15 protein-coding genes are annotated in these 14,692 nt (G+C 56.3%); 8 read left to right on the top strand and 7 right to left on the bottom strand.

The window, feature by feature from the left end; genetic code table 11:
- Positions 1–26: 26 nt before the first annotated feature.
- Positions 27–1,325 carry a TRAP transporter large permease gene (locus E4656_RS12130; RefSeq protein WP_135483540.1) on the bottom strand — a complete coding sequence of 433 codons (1,299 nt, stop codon included), beginning with the start codon at positions 1,323–1,325 and terminating at the stop codon, positions 27–29.
- Position 1,326: 1 nt separating this feature from the next.
- Positions 1,327–1,851: a TRAP transporter small permease gene (locus E4656_RS12125; protein ID WP_135483539.1), complete on the bottom strand. Its 525-nt coding sequence runs from the start codon at positions 1,849–1,851 to the stop codon at positions 1,327–1,329.
- Between the two features lie 223 nt (positions 1,852–2,074).
- Here E4656_RS12125 and E4656_RS12120 point away from each other — a divergent pair, with 223 nt between their 5' ends.
- The 4 genes from E4656_RS12120 (at position 2,075) to eda (ending at position 5,970) form a co-directional block, all read left to right on the top strand.
- Positions 2,075–3,058: a TRAP transporter substrate-binding protein gene (locus E4656_RS12120; protein ID WP_135483538.1), complete on the top strand. Its 984-nt coding sequence runs from the start codon at positions 2,075–2,077 to the stop codon at positions 3,056–3,058.
- Between the two features lie 322 nt (positions 3,059–3,380).
- On the top strand, positions 3,381–4,109 hold the full coding sequence (locus E4656_RS12110; protein WP_135483537.1) for an FCD domain-containing protein: 729 nt from the start codon (positions 3,381–3,383) through the stop codon (positions 4,107–4,109).
- 26 nt (positions 4,110–4,135) lie between these two features.
- Complete coding sequence (gene uxuA, locus E4656_RS12105) at positions 4,136–5,302, top strand: mannonate dehydratase (protein ID WP_135483536.1); 1,167 nt, start codon at positions 4,136–4,138, stop codon at positions 5,300–5,302.
- A 32-nt stretch (positions 5,303–5,334) separates the two neighbouring features.
- A complete protein-coding gene (gene eda / locus E4656_RS12100; protein ID WP_135483535.1) occupies positions 5,335–5,970 on the top strand; it encodes a bifunctional 4-hydroxy-2-oxoglutarate aldolase/2-dehydro-3-deoxy-phosphogluconate aldolase in 636 nt (211 codons plus the stop codon).
- A gap of 31 nt (positions 5,971–6,001) precedes the next feature.
- Here the strand turns inward: eda and E4656_RS12095 are convergent, their stop codons facing one another.
- Both E4656_RS12095 and E4656_RS12090 read right to left on the bottom strand, forming a co-directional pair.
- Complete coding sequence (locus E4656_RS12095) at positions 6,002–6,823, bottom strand: glycerophosphodiester phosphodiesterase (protein ID WP_135483534.1); 822 nt, start codon at positions 6,821–6,823, stop codon at positions 6,002–6,004.
- 191 nt (positions 6,824–7,014) lie between these two features.
- A complete protein-coding gene (locus E4656_RS12090; RefSeq protein ID WP_135483533.1) occupies positions 7,015–7,926 on the bottom strand; it encodes a LysR family transcriptional regulator in 912 nt (303 codons plus the stop codon).
- Between the two features lie 110 nt (positions 7,927–8,036).
- Here E4656_RS12090 and E4656_RS12085 point away from each other — a divergent pair, with 110 nt between their 5' ends.
- The 4 genes from E4656_RS12085 to E4656_RS12070 all read left to right on the top strand — a co-directional run bounded on the left by E4656_RS12085 (position 8,037) and on the right by E4656_RS12070 (position 11,519).
- Complete coding sequence (locus E4656_RS12085; protein WP_135483532.1) at positions 8,037–8,696, top strand: NADPH-dependent F420 reductase; 660 nt, start codon at positions 8,037–8,039, stop codon at positions 8,694–8,696.
- 82 nt (positions 8,697–8,778) lie between these two features.
- Complete coding sequence (locus tag E4656_RS12080) at positions 8,779–10,224, top strand: serine hydrolase domain-containing protein (protein WP_135483531.1); 1,446 nt, start codon at positions 8,779–8,781, stop codon at positions 10,222–10,224.
- 64 nt (positions 10,225–10,288) lie between these two features.
- A complete protein-coding gene (locus tag E4656_RS12075) occupies positions 10,289–10,861 on the top strand; it encodes a cysteine hydrolase family protein (protein ID WP_135483530.1) in 573 nt (190 codons plus the stop codon).
- A 307-nt stretch (positions 10,862–11,168) separates the two neighbouring features.
- The gene (locus E4656_RS12070; protein WP_135483529.1) at positions 11,169–11,519 is read left to right on the top strand and encodes a DUF2200 domain-containing protein; all 351 of its coding nucleotides are present in this window, start codon (positions 11,169–11,171) and stop codon (positions 11,517–11,519) included.
- A 108-nt stretch (positions 11,520–11,627) separates the two neighbouring features.
- Here the strand turns inward: E4656_RS12070 and E4656_RS12065 are convergent, their stop codons facing one another.
- The 3 genes from E4656_RS12065 to E4656_RS12055 all read right to left on the bottom strand — a co-directional run bounded on the left by E4656_RS12065 (position 11,628) and on the right by E4656_RS12055 (position 14,561).
- Positions 11,628–12,038, bottom strand: a complete 411-nt coding sequence (locus E4656_RS12065) for a type II toxin-antitoxin system VapC family toxin (RefSeq protein WP_135483528.1) — start codon at positions 12,036–12,038, stop codon at positions 11,628–11,630.
- Positions 12,035–12,277 carry a FitA-like ribbon-helix-helix domain-containing protein gene (locus E4656_RS12060; protein WP_135483527.1) on the bottom strand — a complete coding sequence of 81 codons (243 nt, stop codon included), beginning with the start codon at positions 12,275–12,277 and terminating at the stop codon, positions 12,035–12,037. Before E4656_RS12060 ends, E4656_RS12065 begins: the two co-directional genes overlap by 4 nt.
- A gap of 79 nt (positions 12,278–12,356) precedes the next feature.
- On the bottom strand, positions 12,357–14,561 hold the full coding sequence (locus tag E4656_RS12055) for an OsmC domain/YcaO domain-containing protein (RefSeq protein ID WP_135483526.1): 2,205 nt from the start codon (positions 14,559–14,561) through the stop codon (positions 12,357–12,359).
- Positions 14,562–14,692: the final 131 nt, after the last annotated feature.

Here is a 14,692-nt window from a genome sequence, read left to right as displayed (position 1 = left end):
CCTTAACTGCTTTGCCAGTCACGTCGTCAGTAGCCCAGGATGAGTTGTGGTAAAAACAGGCTGATCTGAGGTATGAAAGTCACCAGCAAAACACAGGCGATCAGTACGAAATAAAATGGGAGTATCGGTTTCATGACCTGCCCAATGCTCACACCGCTGATGGAGCAGCCCACAAATAGCGCAGAACCCACGGGTGGGGTGCATATGCCGACACACAGATTGATCGTCATGATGATCCCGAAATGCACCGGATCTATACCCAGCCCCTGCATGACTGGCATGAAAATGGGCGTAAATATAAGCAGTGCCGGCGTCATGTCCATGAAGGTACCGATCAGTAGCAGTACCGCTGTAATGGATAACAGAATGATCACCGGGTTTTCTGATAGCCCGATCATGAATGACGAGATGGTAGAGGGCACATCACCGAAAGCCATTGCCCGGGACATGGCAATCGAACAGCCGATCAGAAAAAGTACGATGGAGGTTGTCACTGCAGAGTCGACAAAGATCCTCGGGAGATCCTTGATTCCGATTTCCCGGTACCAAACCAGAGCCAGCAAGAGTGAATAGGCGACAGCGATGGCGGAAGCTTCCGTGGCCGTAAAAACGCCACTGATAATTCCACCAATAACAATAAAGATCAGACCCAGAGGCAATATCGCCCGGCCGACGGCGGCTCTTACGTCCTTGAAAGAGGATTTTTCTGCGACCGGATAACCCTTTCGTTTTGCAATGATTCCCGCTACCACCATCAGCGACAAGCCGATCAGGATGCCAGGGAGGTATCCGGCCAGAAACAAGGCTGCTATCGAGGTGCCGCCACTGATCAACGAATAGACGATCAGCGTTGTGCTGGGGGGAATCAAGAGCCCCGTTGGACAAGACGTAACGTTGACGGCAGTGGAAAAGGCAGGGTCATAGCCGTCCCGTTTCTGTATCGGAGACATCACGCCCCCGACGGCGGCCGCCGACGCTACAGCTGAACCGGACAGTGCGCCGAACAGCATGTTGGAGATGATGTTGACATGTGCAAGAGATCCCGGAAGCCGACCCGCGAGCACTTTCGCCAGATCAATCAGGCGCAGCGCAATCCCGCCGCGGTTCATGATGTTGCCTGCCAGGATGAAGAAGGGAATCGCCAGCAGCGTGAAACTGTCCAGCCCAGAAGCCATCTGCTGGGCCACAATACTGAGCGATTGCTCCGTGGTCATGAACAGGAGAAATGTCAGTGTTGCCGCTACACCAATCGCGAAGGCGATAGGCACGCCAAGGAACATCAGCAGCGCAAACGAACCGAAAAGCACGAGTACTGTCATGTTCATATCAGGCTCTCTCTTCTGGGGCGGGTGCTTTGTGAGGATCGATGGCGAAACCGCCCTCCGACTTCGGATTCAGCCAGATGCGTCCCAGAAACATGACACAGTACACAAGGATGATGATTCCAGCGGCGGGGAGGGCTCCGTAGACGTAACCCATGGGCAGCCCCAGGGTTGGGGTTGCCTGGCCTGTCGCCAGAGTGCGTGAAACCATGGTCCAGCCTCCGCGAACCATGACAAAAAAAGCAAAGCTGGCCACGATCAGCAAAATGAGAGTATTCAGGATTTGGCGAGGGCGACCACGTAACGCGAGTGGCAGAATGTCTATCGCCAGATGTCGGACCTGACCAAATGTATAGGCCCCGCCCAGCAGTGCCAGCCACATGAACAGCAGCCGTGCGACCTCACTTGTGGCCGTGCTTGAAGTTCCGAGTACGTAGCGGGACAAAACCTGCCATGACACACTGACGACGATGGTAGCCAGTATCAGAAAGACAGTCGTACCGAGCACAAAGTCCAGTGCGCGTTTCATACGGAAGACCTCTTGTCTTATTTTTGTGATGGACGACCAGAACTCATAGTCTGATCTTCTTTTTCGAGAGAGTCGCTCCTGTGACATAAGTTGTCAACCAATTTTAGTTATTGGTTGACATAATGAATTCCGTAAGCCATCTTTTGGTCGTGCAATCGAAAACTGGTGCACCAAAAAAAGAGAGCACGCGCCTCTCGAAACAATAAAACTGGAGACACGACTCATGACAATCAAACATCTGCGGAGCTCCGCCCTGGCGGGGGCTTTGCTGCTCTCAGTGGCCTCTCTGGTTCAGTCAGAAACACTGCGCCTGAACCACAACAACCCCGAAGATCACCCGACGCACATCAGCATGGAGTACATGGGCGAACGCCTCTCCGAGCTGACGGATGGAGAACTCAATATTCGCGTTTATGCCAACGCCCAGCTTGGATCTCAGCGTGAATCCATGGAGTTGGTAGAAAGCGGGATCCTGGCCATGGCCCGTAGCAATACTGCCGAGCTTGAAGCTTTCGAACCGCTTTATGCCGTAATGAACCTGCCATTCATCTTCGAGAGTGAAGAGCATTTCGAAACCGTGATCAACGGTGAGATTGGTCAGGACATACTGAACGCTTCACGCGACAGGGGCTTTATCGGTCTTGCCTTTCTGACAGAGGGTGCGCGTTCTTTCTACGGGGACCGTGCCGTAAACTCACCAGCAGATCTGGAGGGCGTTAATGTGCGGGTGCAGCCTAGCCCGTCGGCGATTCGGATGGTTGAGCTGCTGGGCGGCGATCCAACGCCTATCGATTGGGGTGAATTGTACAGCGCGCTGCAGCAAGGCGTGGTTGCCGTGGCTGAGAACAACCCAACCGCCCTGACCAATGCCCGTCATGGAGAAGTGGTAAGCAACTTCTCGCTGAACGAGCACACCATCATTCCCTCGGTGGTTGTTATCTCTACCGCAGTTTGGGATGGCCTGACGGAAGATCAGCAGGTAGCGATGCGGCAGGCCGCGTCGGAAGCCCAGGCCTTTCACTCTGAGTCCTGGAATGAAACCGCGATGGCAGCACTGGAGACTGCTCAGAATGAGATGGGTGTCGAAATCAATGAAGTAGAGAAGGCGCCTTTTATTGAAGCAGTCATGCCAATGCATGACGAACTGGCTGACCAATCTGATGATCTGGCAGACCTGATCGATCGTATCAGAGCAGCGGCTCAATAGGTCGTGGCTGAGGAAGTGTGTGGACCTGCTTGATACGGATCTTCGTCAAAAATGGTATGAAATGCAGCCACCAGCCCCAGTCGACCGCGTTGAACCCAGGGACTGCGATCCGTTTGATGGAGAGTCAGTCCCAGTGCCCTCAAATTGGGCCATGCTGAAGGAGAAGTGGTACTTCTTTGAGGGCAGCGCGTGGTATACCAAAAATTGGAATTGGTTGATGTTCTGTGTCAACAATACTCGTACTCTGGATCGTGTGCCAAAGATGCACTCGCGTTCTGGCTTTTTTACCATGCATTGAAGAACTGACAAGTGGAAAAATCTCATGCGTAAAGGTTTACGGCGCTACCAAGAGCTTGCTCACGAACTCAAGATCCTGATTCAGCAGAAAGGATACAAGGTTGGCGATCGCATTTTAACGGAACGCCAAATAGCAGAAGCCCTGAACGTGGGCCGATCTGCAGCTCGGGAAGCCATTCTCATGCTTGAAATTGAAGATCTGGTCGAGGTGAGAAAAGGGTCCGGAATATATCTGGTTTCTGACAGCAACCGATTAGCCCGACCCATAGTGGATGACATTGGCCCGTTTGAGCTGCTACAGGCCCGACAGTTGCTTGAGAGCAGTATCGCCGGCTTCGCCGCGGTTACCGTGACAAAGAACGACATCGTAAGGATGCGGGAAGCGCTTGAGATGGAGCGCAAGGGCATTGAAGCAAAGAACAACGACTACTCGGGTGATGAGTTGTTTCATCGACTGATAGCGGAAGCGACTCAAAACAGTGTCCTGGTCGACATGGTCTCCGAGCTCTGGCGAAAGAGGGACCAGAGTCTGATGTGGGCCCGACTGCATGAGCGCATATTTGATACTGACTACAGAGAGCAATGGCTCAAAGACCATGAAGACATCCTGTCTGCGCTGCAACTGAAAGACGCCGAAGGCGCCCGGCAGGCAATGTGGACCCATTTGGAAAACGTTCGGGACACCCTGATGGAGCTGTCCGATGTGGAAGACCCGCATTTTGACGGGTACTTGTTTAGCAATACCGCGAACTAAAACGATAGGTACAGGGGGAGAAGTTTATGAAACATACGTGGCGCTGGTTTGGCCCGGACGATCCAATCAGTTTGGCCGACATTCGGCAGGCGGGAGCCACCGGCGTCGTGACAGCCTTGCATCATGTGCCTAATGGTACTGTCTGGCCGGAACAAGAGATTCTTGATCGAAAGGCCATGATTGAGGCGGCAGGGCTTGAGTGGTCTGTAACAGAAAGCATACCGATTCACGAGAACATAAAAACTCAGGCCGAGGGCTGGGAAGAGCTTGCTGATGCCTGGGCAGAAAGCGCAGTCAACCTTGCCAATGCCGGCATAAAAACGGTCTGTTACAACTTTATGCCCGTGCTGGACTGGACCAGGACTTCTTTGCGGCACGAGTTGCCGGATGGCGCCCTATGCTTGCGCTATGACGCGCTGAATGTTGCTGCTTTTGATCTCTTCATCCTGAAGCGGTCTGGCGCTGAGTCCGATTATGACAATAAAACGATTGATGCCGCCAGAGCTCGTTTGTCAGAGATGACATCGGACCAGATTGAAGAACTGACGAAAACGATCATTGCTGGTCTCCCCGGTTCAGAGGAGAGCTACAGCCTTGACAGTTTCAGAGCACGCCTGGCGGACTACGACGACATCACACCTGAAACCCTGAAAGAGCACCTGGCATCGTTTCTTTCCAGGGTAATTCCAAAAATAGAGTCGACCGGCGCTCGGTTGGCGATTCATCCCGATGATCCGCCCTATTCCTTGTTTGGGTTGCCGCGTGTCGTCTCAACCGCACAGGATCTCCGGGATATCGTGAGCATGGCAAGATCCCCCGCCAATGGCTTTACCTTCTGTCCGGCATCAATGAGTGCTCGCAGCGACAACAACGTGTACGACATCTTGCGGGAGCAGGCAGACAGGGTTCACTTCCTGCATTTGCGCAACACAACTCTGGAGTCTGACGGGGCCAGCTTCTTCGAAGACGCACACCTGGACGGTGATACCGATATGGTCCGCATCATCGATATCATTCTCGATATTGAAGAAAGACGGGGTGAGCAGCTGCCGTTCCGCCCAGATCACGGCCATGCCATGTTGAGCGACCTGCGCACTGGGTTCAGGCCCGGCTACCCCGCAATCGGGCGATTGCGGGGAATGGCAGAGATTCGAGGCGTTGAGCGTGCCTTGCAGTCGATACGCAATCAATGAACATGTCTTCATTAGCAACAGGTTGAAACACTATGAGTTCTAAAATCAAGGAGATACTGGCTCGATCAAATCCGGTTATGCCGGTGCTTGCCGTTGAAAATGTGGAAGATGCCGTGCCTTTGGCAGAGGCGCTAAAGCGAGGTGGGCTGACGGTTCTGGAAGTGACATTGCGAACCAAAGCAGCCTTTGAAGTGATCAAAGCCATGAAACAAGTGGAAGGAGTCACCGTTGGTGCCGGCACTTTAACCAACGTTGGCCAACTGCGGGACTTGGAAGCCCTGGGGACTGACTTCGCCGTCAGCCCCGGATCAACCCCTCAATTGCTGGAGGTAGGGCGGCTGAGTTCTGTCCCCTATCTACCGGCAGTCTCCACCGCGTCCGAAATACTGAAAGGCATGGAAGTCGGTTACGATTGCTTTAAATTCTTTCCTGCCGCCGTATCTGGAGGGGTCTCGGCATTGAAAGCGTTTTACGGACCTCTGCCCAATCTGCAGTTCTGCCCCACTGGTGGTATTTCAGCCAGCAATTTCAGGGAATATCTGGCGCTACCCAATGTGGCCTGTGTTGGGGGTTCCTGGATAGTTCCGGGAGAGGCGCTAAAAAAACGTGACTGGGGTCAGATAGAAGCGCTGGCTCGGCAGGCAAAAGCCAGTGCAAACGCTGGTTGAGAGCTCATTTTCCGTTTGTGCTGGCCTGAATCTATTTCGACGAGTCATCCCCTTGCATGGTGTTTGTTGCCACTACTCCGCTGTCGAGTAGTGGCACGACGGCATCGGTGAAGATCCACTCCACGCCGCGCTGCACTTCCCTGTTGAGGACGCGCCGGTTTTTTACGATACCGGTGCCCACTCGGCGTCCGGCGGCATGCAGTTGTTGCAGACTGCCCGGACCGATCAGGGCAAAAGAGCCGGCCAGGGCGCCATGCCCCAGTTCCAGGTTCTGTTTGAGGATATCGCGCAAATTGGTACGAGCGATGTCAATAAAGGCATCGCGCGGTACTGCGCTGAAACTTTCCAGATGATCGGGTACCAGGCTCATCAGGTGGTAGTCCCTTCCGGGTGCCAATGAGGCCAACGAATGGGCGACGCGGGCAGGCAGTGCCGGGCGCTGCCGCCAGGACTCCTTGATCTCTATCATCAGGTGCAACTTGCCGGCATAGCGCGTCACCACTTCATCCAGATGCGGCACCTGAGGTACGGCCTTCCGCAAGGCATCGAACGGGGTTTCGGCAATGACAATGTCCGGACGCTTGAACAGGCGGCCAAGGTGAGGGTCATGATTCACCACCGGCTCGTTATCGCGCGTCAGGCGAATGTCGAACTCTATCCCCCACGCGCCCACTTGCTGGCACAGGCTGAAGGCATCCAGTGTATTCTCGATGACAGTGCCGCTGCCGCCCGGCCCATGTACACCGCGATGGGCAACCAGCTTGATTTCCCTGTTGCCGAGAGGTGTTCTGCTCCCGGGAGCGAGTGCCCAGACGTAGTTCGCCAGCTCGTTCAGCCGGTACAACCAGATCATCTTTTTTCCTCCCGCGCTTGCCCTGAGAATAGTCGAATATCGCTGGAATATCTGGCAGTTACCGGGTGCTTACGTAAAGCTGTCCTGCAAGTGCCGCCAATGGGAGATTGCGAGAGGCAGAGGCGATCGAACCCTGCCTGCGCAAGGCGCGACAGGTGGCCAGCCCACTGTTGATTCGATCTTCAGGGGAATCAGGCGATGCCCCTGCCGCTCAGAGGGGCGCCCAGTTTTTCCATCAGAAAATCAATGACCACGCGTTGTTTTAGCGGCATATGTTCACGGCTCTGATAGCAGAGATAAATGCCGCGCTCACTCGGCGGCAGGTAAGCGGTCAGCAGTGTCTCCAGTTCGCCGCTCATGACAAAGAGCTCCGACATATAGGCATTGATCAGGCCGACGCCCACTCCAGCCCGAATCAGGTCCAGTATGGCCTGGGGTTCGTTGACGATCACCACTGGCTTGATATCGAGCGTGAAGATTTCACTCTCACGCTGAAATTGCCAGGGCATCAAGCGGCCGGAAGAAGGCAACCGAAAGCCAATCACCGGCAGTTGGTGCAGATCCTCCGGTTGGTCCGGTTTCTGATACCGGCTCAAGAATTCCTTGCTGGCACCGTACTGCATGCCCAGCGGCAACAGCGGCCGCGCTATTACTCCCTGCTCTTCCACCAATCCCACCCGAATGGACAGGTCAACGCTACTCAGATCGGCAATGTGGTCGTCCAGTTGCAAGTCCAGAACAACTTCGGGGTATCTGGCTCGAAACCCGGACAACAAAGGCAACAACAGCGTTCTGGCAAAACCGGCGGAAGCGCTGATGCTCACTCGCCCGGCCGGCACTTGCTGGAACTGGGCCAGTTCCTGTTTCCCCAGAACCCACTCCTGCCGAATAACCCGCGCCCGCGCTGCCAGCAACTGGCCAGACTCGGTGAGGCGAATGGACTGGCTGGACCGCGCCAGCAAGCGAGCATCCAGACTGTTTTCAAGCCGGCGCATGGCCTTGCTCATGGCTGGCACGGAGATGCCGCACCGCTCGGACGCCCGGGTCAGGCTGCCGGTATCGGCGACGGCCAGAAAATAGTCCAGATCAACAAGCGAGCTCACATGGTTAACCTTTGGTTAATTTTAGTTTTCCTATCATTGCCTAGTGGATAACAAGTAACAAGCCCAAACTTCACTTGTTGTATTCAAATCACCACTGGAGGAGACACAGCATGAACATCGCCGTATTGGGTACCGGAGACGTCGGCAGGACGATGGCAACCGCCCTGATCAAACAAGGCCACACCGTCATGATGGGGTCGCGAACGGCGGATAATCCCGCGGCCAGAGCGTGGGCCGAGAGCCAGGGAGAATCGGCCCGTCAGGGCACCTTTGATGACGCCGCTGCCTTTGCAGACCTGGTGTTCAATTGCACAGCCGGGATGCACTCTCTCGCAGTAATAGACAGCATCAACAAGGATCATTTGAATGGTAAGGTACTGGTAGATGTGGCCAACCCATTGGATTTTTCCAACGGTTTCCCGCCCCGGCTGACGGTCTGCAATGACGATTCACTGGGTGAACAGATTCAGCGTGTCTTGCCGGACGTTCGGGTGGTCAAGGCCTTCAACACCCTGGCAAACGCCATGATGGTCGAGCCAGCCAGACTTGAAGGTCCGCATCAGTTGCTGGTGTCTGGCAATGATGCCGACGCCAAGGAAAAGGTGCGAGAGATTGCTGCTTCCTTCGGCTGGCAGCACGAGCAGTGGCTGGATCTGGGCGGCATAGAACAGGCACGCGGAACGGAGATGTACCTGGCACTGTGGGTAAGGCTCTACAATGCGTTGCAGACGCCCGAATTCAACCTGATTCTGGCAAGAAGCCGGGCTTGACACCAAATCTGGACAGTACTTAAGCGCGACCGTTGACCCGGGTCTTCGGCACGCCTCAAGGCCTCACAACAAGGGAGAAAGGATGACTCGTTTTCTGGCACTGACAGGCCTGCTGCTGGCGGCCCTGAATACGGCCGCAAGCTCGCTGCAGGAACAGGTGGATGCCTATGTAGCACAGTCGCGGCAGGCTCAGGGCATCGCCGTTGCGTTGCTGACTCCGGAAGAGCTGACCCGGGCGGTGTCCGGTCAGGCCGGGCCGAATGGCGTGGTCAGCGAGGACACGCTGTTCGAGATAGGCTCCGTGACCAAGGTGCTGACCGGCCTGCTGCTCGCGCAGCTGAGCGACGACGGTGTGGTATCACTCGACACTACTCTGGGTGACCTGATGCCCGAGCCTTGGGCGCTTGACCCGGCCGTCGCCGCTATCCGCCTGCAGGAACTGGCCACGCACACATCCGGCCTGCCTCGCCTGCCCAACAACCCCTCGATGCTCTGGCGACAAATCGCCCGCCCTGCCGACCCGTATGCAGGTCTGAGCAATGAGGACATCTTTGCGGCGGTTGCTGATCTTGCCGCCGAAGATGTCTCTACCCGGGGCGAATTCGCCTACTCCAATCTCGGGCCTGCCCTGCTGGGCCGTCTGCTGGAAGTCGCTGCGGGTGAGCCCTATGAAACCCTGCTTGAGGAAAGGGTACTGGCCCCCCTGGGCCTGGACCAGACAACCTTTACCGACCGGGTTCTGGATGACCCTGGTCTGGCGCGACCACATCGCGAGAACCTGCGCCCGGCTCGCCACTGGCGGCTGGATGCCTACAATCCGGCGGGCGGTCTGAGTGCCGACCTCGAGGACATGATCACCCTGCTGCAGGCGGCCATGGCGGCCGAGCCCGGGTCGCCGCTGGCCGCAAGCATGGCCATGCACTGGGCCGCCGAGAGCGGCGAACAGGCCTCCGGTCTGGGCTGGGCCATCAGTGAGCGCGACGGTGAACGGATGATCTGGCACAACGGGCGCACCGGGGGCTATTACGCCTTTATTGGCGTCTTGCCCGATAGCGGGCGAGGCCTCGTCATGCTCAGCAACACCAGCCATGCCGGTGATGGTTTTGCCTTCAGCCTGCTGCGGGGCGATGACTCGCCGCCGGCCCCGGAGCGCAACTGGTTTCTGCTGGGGCTGACTCTGGTGCTTGTGCCACTGGCGCCGATGATGGTTTTTGGTTTACGCAGCCAGGCACGGGCCACGCTGGAGGGCGCCGCGAAGAAGCCGGTTGACCGGTTTCACTTTGCAGGCACAATGATTGAAACCACCTTCGTGCTTGCGCTGATCTGGAAGCTTGGTGTCTGGAATGTGGTACCCCTTGCCTACTGGTGGGCTGGCCTGATCGCCACCCTCGGGTTGCTGGTGTTGGCGCTGCTGTTGGTACCCCGCCTGCCCTGGTGGCAGCCGGCCAGTCGCAGCAGGTTCGCCCTGCGCTGGGCGGGGGTAGGCTTTACGATGGTGTTGATGCTCTGGGCGCTATTGTTACTTTGAGCCACAGCGCAGGGGTACCGCCCTGTTGCTGGATGCTCTCGACACTGGAGACGGAAACAACTCAATGAAAGATGGACCGATCTCGCTGATCGTGGTCGACATGCAAAAAGGCATGAAAGAGCCTGCTGCCGGCGTACGAAACAACCCTGACGCCGAGCGGAATATCCTGACGCTGTTAACAGCGTGGCGGAATGCGAGCTGGCCAGTCGTACATGTTCGCCATATTTCAAGGACACCCGATTCTCCGTTCTGGCCCGGTCGACCTGGAGCAGAATTCCAGCCCGAGCTGGCCCCGTTGGACGATGAGCATGTTGTGGAAAAGAATGTCCCCGATGCCTTCGTTCATACTGGTCTCGAGCGCTGGCTGCATGTTCGTGGCCTTGGGCAGGTGGTCATCGTTGGCGTGAGCACCAATCACTCGATTGAATCTACCGCTCGATCTGCAGGCAATCTCGGCTTCAAAACAACCGTTGTATCCGACGCCACATTTACCTTTGCACAGGAAGATTACGCAGGCATACCAAGAACAGCAGATGAAGTGCATGCCATGTCCCTGGCGAATCTGGCGGGCGAATACACTACCATTGTATCTGCCGCAGAGGCCCTCAAACTGCCTGGTAGTCGGCGGCCGTTATAAACCGCTGCTATAGCCCATCAAGGTGCGGGTCAAGTCACGAGGGCTAAGAACATGCTGCGTGGACAGAGAGAAAAGCAATGGAATTCTGGGTAATCTTATTTGTAGTAATAGCAATTTTAGGTGCCCTGGCTGGTGGAAGGTCCTTTGGTGACACCATTTCGAGAGGAATAGGCTGCCTCGTTTTGATCATTGTCATAATTATCGGAATAGCGGTATTGATATTGGCAACGGGACCATCCTATTGAAAACAGGCTATTCTTTCCATTTCATTCCAGGCCGGTAAAAATCAGAAACAGTCGGAGGAACAATGACTACAGAACACCCGATATTCAAGATGGCGTTCTCCAGGGTGTATCCGATGTACGTCCAGAAAGCGGAAGGCAAGGGTCGTACCAGAGATGAAGTCGACAAAATCATCTGCTGGCTGACCGGTTACTCAACCGCTGAGCTGGAAAAGCAGGTTGAGCGGGAAGTCGATTTCCAAACTTTCTTTGCGCAGTCGCCGGCTATTAATCCGAACGTCTCACTCATCAAGGGAGTGGTGTGTGGTGTTCGCGTTGAAGAAGTGGAAGACCCGCTGATGCGCAACATCCGTTACCTGGACAAGCTGGTGGATGAGCTGGCCAAGGGCAAGGCGATGGAAAAGATTTTGCGATGAGCACCGGGGGACATGCTGGTGCGCCCTATTTAGCATCTTCATGAACACATCAGAGCTGGAGAACAGGCTTCAGAGAGAGGACACAAAACAGGACACCGAAGCCTGGATTCAGACCTGTAGGTTCAGGTAATCACCAGCCGTCATGGCAATGCCGGGGAAGGATCGTACGAGCTTCTTGTCACCGGTAATCAGCTTCAGATTCAGTGATTTTGCCAGCGATACAAACTCGCAATCATAGGCCGAGCAACCGGATTCCTCTGCCAGTGCCAGGACGTCCATCGAGTTGACGGTATACTCGTTGTCCGCAAGCTGCCTTTCTGCCTGAGCCTGCATGGCAATGGCCGTATCCAGATCGATGATGCTCTTTCTGACATAAACGGCGAGGACATTGCGGAATTCGCTTCGCCACAGTAACGGTGCAACCCAGTGTGGATCTTTGTGCAGCAGTGAAACGACATTGTCTGTCTGCTCAGTCGGCAGGTAGAGATAGGCGATGGTATTGGTATCCGCGACGATCATTCTCTGCCCTGATTTCTGGCGTTGTTGATTTCTTCAGTGCTCAGTTGAGAAGCGGAAACACGGCCCCGCAGTGCCAGCGCCTGTTCGGCAAGCTCGGTGGCAGAGATCGGCGTCGGTTTGTAGGTTTTCTCGAGGCAATGAATCAGTTCGCTGTTGACGCTTCTGTGATGCGCCCTGGCAGCTTGCTTCAGTTGCTCGTACAGGTCGTCAGGAATATTCTTGAAAGTTACCGTAGCCATGGCCAAGCCTCAATGGGTTGCATAACGGTTTCATTATGGTTTCCTGATCTGACAGCTGTCAATGCCACTCAGGTGCAGATCAGGTTCCAACACCCGCCCTCGCCGCCCGGTGCGCATGCAGTTTCTTGTAGCTGTCGATCAGGCGCTGGTGTTTCTCCAGGCCTTCGAGTTTCATGCTGGTGGGGGTCAGGCCGTGGAAGCGCACGGTGCCGTTCACTGAGCCGATTACGGCTGTCAGAGTCTCTTCTCCAAACATTCGCGCGAGGTTGTGCCGGAAATCCTCCAGCTCAAGCTCATCGTCCAGGGTGATTTCCAGCACCGCCTGCACGGCGCGATAGAAGAGCCCGCGCGCGACGCTGTTGTCGTTGTACTGCAGGAACATCTCGACCCGCTCCAGTGCGTCTTCATGCTGGCCGAGCGCGAGGTGGATCAGCAGTTTCAGTTCGAGGATGGTCAGTTGGCCCCAGTCGGTATTCTCGTCGAACTCGATGCCGATCAGAGTGATGATGTCCATGTGCTCGTCGAGCTGGCTTTCCTCCAGCCGTTCCAGCAGGGCGGCGAGCTGGTCGTCGCTAAGAGCATGCAGATTGAGAATGTCCTCGCGAAACAGCAGCGCCATGTTGGTGTTGTCCCAGATCAGGTCTTCCACCGGATAGATCTCTGAATAGCCCGGTACCAGGATGCGGCACACGGGCGCACCCAGATCTTCGTGCACGGCCACATAGGCCTCGTGGCCCAGTTCTTCCAGGAGTCCGAACAGGGTGGCCGCCTCTTCTTCGTTCGTGCCGGAAAAATCCCACTCGACAAAGTCCACATCCGCCTTGCTGCTGAAGAAGCGCCAGGAGATCAGCCCGGAGGAGTCGATAAAGTGTTCGACAAAGTTGTTGGGCTCGGCAACCGCCAGTGAGTTGAAGGTGGGCGGCATGAAATCATTCAGCCCCTCGAAGCTGCGCCCCTGGAGCAGTTCGGTCAGACTGCGTTCCAGCGCTACCTCGAAGCTGGGATGGGCACCAAACGAGGCAAACACCCCGCCGGTGCGCGGGTTCATCAGGGTGACGCACATGACGGGGTACTGGCCGCCCAGCGAGGCGTCTTTCACCAGTACCGGGAAGCCCTGTGCTTCCAGCGCCGCGATGCCTTCCACGATGGCCGGATAGCGATTGAGCACTTCCTGCGGCACATCCGGCAGCACGATTTCCTGCTCGATGATTTCCCACTTCACGGCCCGCTCGAAGATCTCTGACAGGCACTGCACCTGCGCCTCGTGCAGCGTGTTGCCGGCACTCATGCCGTTGCTGAGATACAGGTTTTCCACCAGGTTGGAGGGAAAATAGACCGTCTCGCCATCGGACTGACGCACGAACGGCAGCGACACGATGCCGCGTTCCATCTTGCCTGAGTTGGTGTCGATCAGGTGGGAACCGCGCAGCTCGCCGTCCGGGTCATAGATGGCGCGGCAGTGGTCGTCCAGAATGCCCTCGGGCAGCTCGTCATTCGGCCCCGGTTGAAACCACTGTTCATTCGGGTAGTGCACGAAGGCGCTGTTGGCGATCTCCTCGCCGAAGAACTGATCGTTGTAGAAGAAGTTACAGCTCAGCCGCTCGATAAACTCGCCCAGCGCAGAACACAGGGCGCTTTCCTTGGTGGCGCCCTTGCCGTTGGTAAAGCAGGCCGGTGACGCCGCATCACGAATGTGCAGCGACCAGACATGCGGCACGATATTGCGCCAGGAGGCGATCTCGATCTTCATGCCCAGGTCGGCCAGAATGCCGCTCATGTTGGCGATGGTCTGCTCCAGCGGCAGGTCCTTGCCTTCGATCCAGGTGCTGCCCGCACCGCTCCCCTCGCCCGCCCCTGTGCCCATCAGCAGCGTCTGGGCGTCCTCGTCGATGTTTTCGACAGTGTCTATCTGGAACTCGGGCCCGGCCTGCACCACCTTCTTCACCGTACAGCGGTCGATGGAACGCAGGATGCCCTGGCGATCCTTGTCGGAGATATCTTCCGGCAGCTCGACCTGGATCCTGAAGATCTGGTTGTAGCGGTTCTCGGGGTCGACAATGTTGTTCTGCGACAGCCGGATGTTCTCGGTGGGAATGTTCCGCGCGTTGCAGTAGACCTTCACGAAATAGGCCGCACACAGGGCCGACGAGGCCAGGAAGTAGTCAAAGGGCCCGGGTGCCGAACCATCCCCCTTGTAGCGAATGGGCTGGTCGGAGATGACCGTGAAGTCGTCGAACCTGGCCTCCAGGCGGAGGTTGTCGAGATAGTTGACCTTGATTTCCATGAGCAGACAGACACCGGGTGCAGGGCGCTTCGGAGAAGCGGGGACAGAAACCCGGCATTATCCAGATTTTTGCCCCTGCCGTCTTGGGGTGAAGCCCATTCAGGCAGCATTCACTTCCCTGATTTGCGTCA

Origin of the sequence: Natronospirillum operosum (assembly GCF_004768465.1) — a bacterium.
Taxonomy (GTDB): domain Bacteria; phylum Pseudomonadota; class Gammaproteobacteria; order Pseudomonadales; family Natronospirillaceae; genus Natronospirillum; species Natronospirillum operosum.
The sequence above is the reverse complement of the archived record's forward strand: the minus strand, read 5'-3'. Positions and strand labels throughout refer to the sequence as shown.